Annotated in this window: 3 protein-coding genes and 2 pseudogenes; 4 read left to right on the forward strand and 1 reads right to left on the reverse strand. The window is 67.4% G+C overall.

Annotation, left to right across the window (positions count from 1 at the left end; translation table 11 throughout):
* Positions 1–396 precede the first annotated feature (396 nt).
* Entirely contained in the window at positions 397–1,551 is a 1,155-nt protein-coding gene (locus tag ABTY04_RS40390; RefSeq protein ID WP_352218418.1) for a PP2C family protein-serine/threonine phosphatase, read from the reverse strand.
* 240 nt (positions 1,552–1,791) lie between these two features.
* Between ABTY04_RS40390 and ABTY04_RS40395 the strand changes: the two genes are divergently transcribed.
* From ABTY04_RS40395 to ABTY04_RS40415, 4 genes and pseudogenes are all read left to right on the forward strand, one after another.
* A complete protein-coding gene (locus tag ABTY04_RS40395; RefSeq protein ID WP_352218419.1) occupies positions 1,792–1,953 on the forward strand; it encodes a hypothetical protein in 162 nt (53 codons plus the stop codon).
* Between the two features lie 21 nt (positions 1,954–1,974).
* Positions 1,975–2,512, forward strand: a pseudogene (locus ABTY04_RS41425) (winged helix-turn-helix domain-containing protein); the annotation flags it as partial.
* 131 nt (positions 2,513–2,643) lie between these two features.
* Positions 2,644–4,215 carry an ISL3 family transposase gene (locus ABTY04_RS40410; protein WP_502996828.1) on the forward strand — a complete coding sequence of 524 codons (1,572 nt, stop codon included), beginning with the start codon at positions 2,644–2,646 and terminating at the stop codon, positions 4,213–4,215.
* Between the two features lie 39 nt (positions 4,216–4,254).
* Positions 4,255–4,583 (forward strand): annotated as a pseudogene (locus ABTY04_RS40415) (transposase domain-containing protein); the annotation flags it as partial.

Consider the following 4,583-nt stretch of genomic DNA (forward strand, 5'->3'; position numbering starts at 1 on the left):
ACCCGCCGAATACGAAGCCAACCACTACCTGAGCACCACGAAACCCCAGGTCACAACCAACATCTGAGATCTCTACCGAACCCGGAACGGTTCAGCGCTTCAATGGGCGGGTTTCGCCAAGCGCCGTGCTCACCAGCGTTCGGGGCCGTCCTACCGACGCAGAGACGCCCACCGGGTGGGGGGCACATACCACGGCGGGCGGACACCACCGCGATGATGACAGTGGTCGATGTGGCGCCCACATCACCTACCGTCACGCCGCGATGCGAGCCGGTCCATCGCCCGTTCGTAAGGGGTGGCGTCATCCTGATCGGCGGACTGAGTCCGAACAGGTCGCATAGGACTCCGCAGCATCACCGTGAGTATCCACAGGCTGCCCAATGACTGGCCAAGGTTTCAGATGACCGACATGGCGGCTCCTTTGTCGAGCCGGTCGACAAGGATCATCGCCACATCGTCCGCCAAGTGGCCTTCGGTGTGGCGGATCAATGCCTGGTGCAGTTGCTCAAGGAACTCCTGAGGGGTGGTGCTGAAGCCGATCGACTCCATGGTCTGCGGCAGAGGGAAGAAGTCGTTGCCAGGGTTGCGGGCTTCGATCACGCCGTCGGTGTAGAGAAGCAGACGGTCGCCGGGTACGAACGGATAGCCCTCAGGCGTCTCGGGAGTGCCGGTGATCAGGTCCTCCAGGCCCAGGGGCGGACGCGGCGAGGTGGGCATCAAAGCCTGAGTTCGGCCCTCGTGGAGTACCAGCGGGGGCGGATGGCCGCGGTTGACCAGCTGCACTACAGGTTCGTCGCTCGGCACCTGGGCGATGAGCGCGGTGGTGAATCCCTCCATCAGAGCCTCCTCGGGAAAGGCTCCCGGCACGGCAGCCTCCCGGCGCAGCGCGGCCGCGCAGTGATTCATGACCCCCACCAGGTCGTCCTCATAGTGCACGACCACCCGGAACGCGCCCAGCGCCACAGCGACCGCGCGCATGGCATTCAGCCCCTTGCCGCGGACGTCCCCCACGATCATCCGGACGCCGTACCGCGTCTGCACGGCCTCGTACAGATCACCGCCGACCTGCGCCCCGGTCCCGGCCGCGAGACACAGGCTGGCCGCCCGCACCGGGCCCAGGCGCTCGGGGACAGGCCGCAGAATGACCTCCTGTGCTGCCACGGCGATCCGGCGGACCTGGTCGAGCTCGCTCCTCCTCCACGCACGCACGACGCTGCTCGTGACGAAACCGGCGACGGAGACCAGAGCCAGGGCCAGGAAGTTGGTATAGACCTGCAGGGTGCCCCATGCCTGGTTGTAGGTGGCCGTGGTCACGCTGACCGCCAGCGCGAGAACCACCGCCAGGGCCGTGCGCTTGGGGCCCATCGTTACCGCCGCCAGCGCCGGCACCGCAGTGAGAAAGGGGCCGGTATAGATGAAGTGAGCAGGGGTGAGCTCGATGATCAGCACGGCCAGCGCAATCACAAACGGCACGCACTGCGCCAGTGCGAGCAGCCCCCTGCTTTGGCCCCCCGCTCCTGGTCGAGAGGGTGGGCGGAAGAACGACACCATGCATTCAGCCTGCCTCGCAGACGCTCTGGTGGCCTCCTAGGGGACCAGACTCCGCCGAGTGAAGCACTGAGGCCGCCACCTTAGCCGCTGCTCCGCCGACTGAAGCGCTCAGTCACAGATGAGGTGATCACATCCCTACGGCGACGTAACCGATTCGCCATGTTCGATTTTCGTTCGATATCCTGGAGGGGGAGATTCAAGCCATAACGGCTGAAACTTTTCAGTCGTGGGAGGTGTGCCATGAGCTCTGCGGTGCACCTGCACGTCGCCAGCGGCTACTCCGCCCGCTACGGCGCCGCCCACCCGCGTGACCTGGTCCACCGGGCCGCCGAGCGCGGCATCGGCATGCTCGCTCTGACTACTGAGGTTTTCGGGTTGTCGTCGGGTGGTGACGGTTCATGATCCCTGCGGTATGCCGGTGGGGTGAGGTATCCGGAGGGTGGGGGCCTGACCGCTGAGCGTCGGGCGTTTCGTGAGGGGATCCGGCTTCAGGCCGGGCAACGGTTCGCGGCGGGTGAGAAGACCGCGGTGATCGCGCAGGACTTGCGGGTGAGCGTGCGGTCGGTGGAACGCTGGCGCCGTGCCTGGCGCGAGGGCGGCATGGCGGCCCTGCGCTCGGCGGGTCCGGCGAACGTCCCGACCGTCACCGACGCCCAGTTCGCCGTGTTGGAAGAGGAACTCGGCAAGGGACCGGTAGCTCACGGTTTCGATGCCAACGGTGGACCCTGGTCCGGGTTCAGGCGGTGATCCGTCGTCGGCTGCGGGTGAGTGTGTCGGTGGCGACGGTGTGGCGGTTGCTGAAACGGCACGGCTGGTCCTGGCAGGCCCCCGCCCGCAGAGCACTCGAGCGTGACAAGCACGCCGTGGAGCTCTGGAAGAAGGAGGTGTGGCCCCAGGCAAAAGGCTCGCGGCGGCGTGCGAGGCCTGGATTGTCTTCGAGGACGAAGCCGGCTTCTCGATGGCTTCTGCCAGGATTTTCGTGACGTGATGACAGAGCGTCAGACTGATCAGCTGACGTGCTCTGCCAGTGCTCCGCTGCGCTGGTGACGCGCCGGTGAAGGAAGCAGGACGCTGCGATCGCGTGAGGAGACTCTGCGGTTGCTACTTCCGTATCTCGCCCCGGTGTTGGTGGAGCAGGTGCGGGTCGAGGACGGGAAGGTGCTGGTCGTCGCCCGAACCCGGGATGACACGACCGTGCCCTGCCCCGACTGCGGTGTGCCGGCCCGGCGGGTGCACAGTCGCTACCGGCGCCAGCTGTCCGACGCGGCCCTCGGCAGCCGCTCAGTCGCCGTCAAATTGTGTGTCCGGCGAATGTTCTGCGGAAACGCCCACTGGACTCGTCGAACGTTCGCCGAGCAGGTAGCAGGGCTGACCGTGAGGTACGGCCGCCGCACAGTGGCCCTTGCCGAAATCGTGCAGGCGATCGCGTTGGCCCTGGCCGGGCGGGCCGGCGCCCGGCTGGCGGCCGTCCTGAACATCCTGATCAGCAGGACCACCCTGCTCAATGTAATGATGGCGATACCCGACCCGGTGCCGACCGTGCCCCGGGTACTGGGCGTCGACGACTTCGCAACCCGCCGGGGCCGACGGTACGGCACCGTGCTCGTCGATCTGGACTCCCACCGGGTCCTGGACATGCTTCCCGGGCGGGAGAAAGCACCCCCGGCCGCCTGGCTGTCCGCCCACCCCGGCATCGAGGTGATCTGCCGGGATCGAGCAGGTGCCTACGCCGAAGCCGCGAGGGCCGGAGCACCGCAGGCACAGCAGGCCGCCGACGCGTGGCACTTGTGGGACAACTTGGCCCACGCAGTCGAACGCGCCATCATCGCCCACCGCTCCTGCCTCACACCACCGCCACCGCAACACCCCGAACCCGCACCGGCGACCGCCCCCGACCCCGCCCTCAACCCGGACACCGGAGCCGAGAAATGGCTGGTCACACGCACCCGCGAACGGCACCGTACCTTCCAGGACCTGCTCGCTCAGGGATGGACCATCAGCGCGATCGGACGCGAACTGGGGCTGGCCCGCCACACCACCCGCCGATACGCGCACTGCGACAACCCCGAGGCACTCGCCGACCGTGCCACCCGCACCACTCGGCTGGACGCCTACCGGCCCTACCTGATCAGCCGCTGGAACCAGGGCTGCACCAATGCCGCCACGCTCTTCCACGAAATCCAGGCCCAGGGCTATCCAGGACGCACACCCCAGGCCGTCCGCCGCTTCCTACGCCCACTGCGCGACAGCGCAAAGTCAGCCCCACAGCCACCCCCGAAACCGCAGGACCTCACCAGCTGGATCACCCGCCACCCCGGACACCTGCGAGCACAGGAGGACCGCCTCCTCGACGATGTCCTCTCCCGCTGCCCCGAACTGGCGGCCCTGCGCGCCCACGTCCACGGCTTCGCCCGCATGATCTGCGACCACACCGGCACCGATCTCCCCGCCTGGATCTCCACGGTTCACACCGACGACCTGCCCCACCTGCACGCCTTCGTCAACGGACTCGAACGCGACTCGGACGCCGTCACCGCCGGCCTCACCCTGCCATGGAGCAACGGTCCGGTCGAGGGACACGTCAACCGGATCAAGATGCCCAAACGGCAAATGTATGGACGCGCCGCACTCCCACTCCTGCGCAAGCGCGTCCTGCTCGCATGACGCTCTGCCACCGCATCACGAAAATCTTGGCAGAACCAGTCGATGACACCACCGCAGGCCTGTACCGGGGGACGCCGCGGCCGCACGCCCGTTGTTCGGGTGCGCGGCCGCTCCCGCCGGCTGGTCTCGATCGCCGCCCTGACCTGCTACAAGCCCGGCGAGCGGTCGCGGCTGATCTACCGTCCCCGGCTGGACGACGGCCAGGGCAAGAGCAAGGGGCGCAAGAGCTTCGCCTGGAGCGACTACCGCGACCTGATCGTCGCGGCCCACAACCAGCTCGACGGCCCGATCGTGCTGGTCTGGGACAACCTGAACACCCATCTGGCAGCCGGGATGAAGGAGTTCATCGCCGCCCAGGACTGGTTGAC

Origin of the sequence: Streptomyces sp. NPDC097981 (assembly GCF_040302565.1) — a bacterium.
In the GTDB taxonomy this organism is placed as follows: domain Bacteria; phylum Actinomycetota; class Actinomycetes; order Streptomycetales; family Streptomycetaceae; genus Streptomyces.

Coding starts and splice junctions, on each gene's coding strand:
- ABTY04_RS40390 (WP_352218418.1), bottom strand. CDS start 1,551: ATGGTGTCGTTCTTCCGCCCACCCTCTCGACCAGGAGCGGGGGGCCAA.
- ABTY04_RS40395 (WP_352218419.1), top strand. CDS start 1,792: ATGAGCTCTGCGGTGCACCTGCACGTCGCCAGCGGCTACTCCGCCCGC.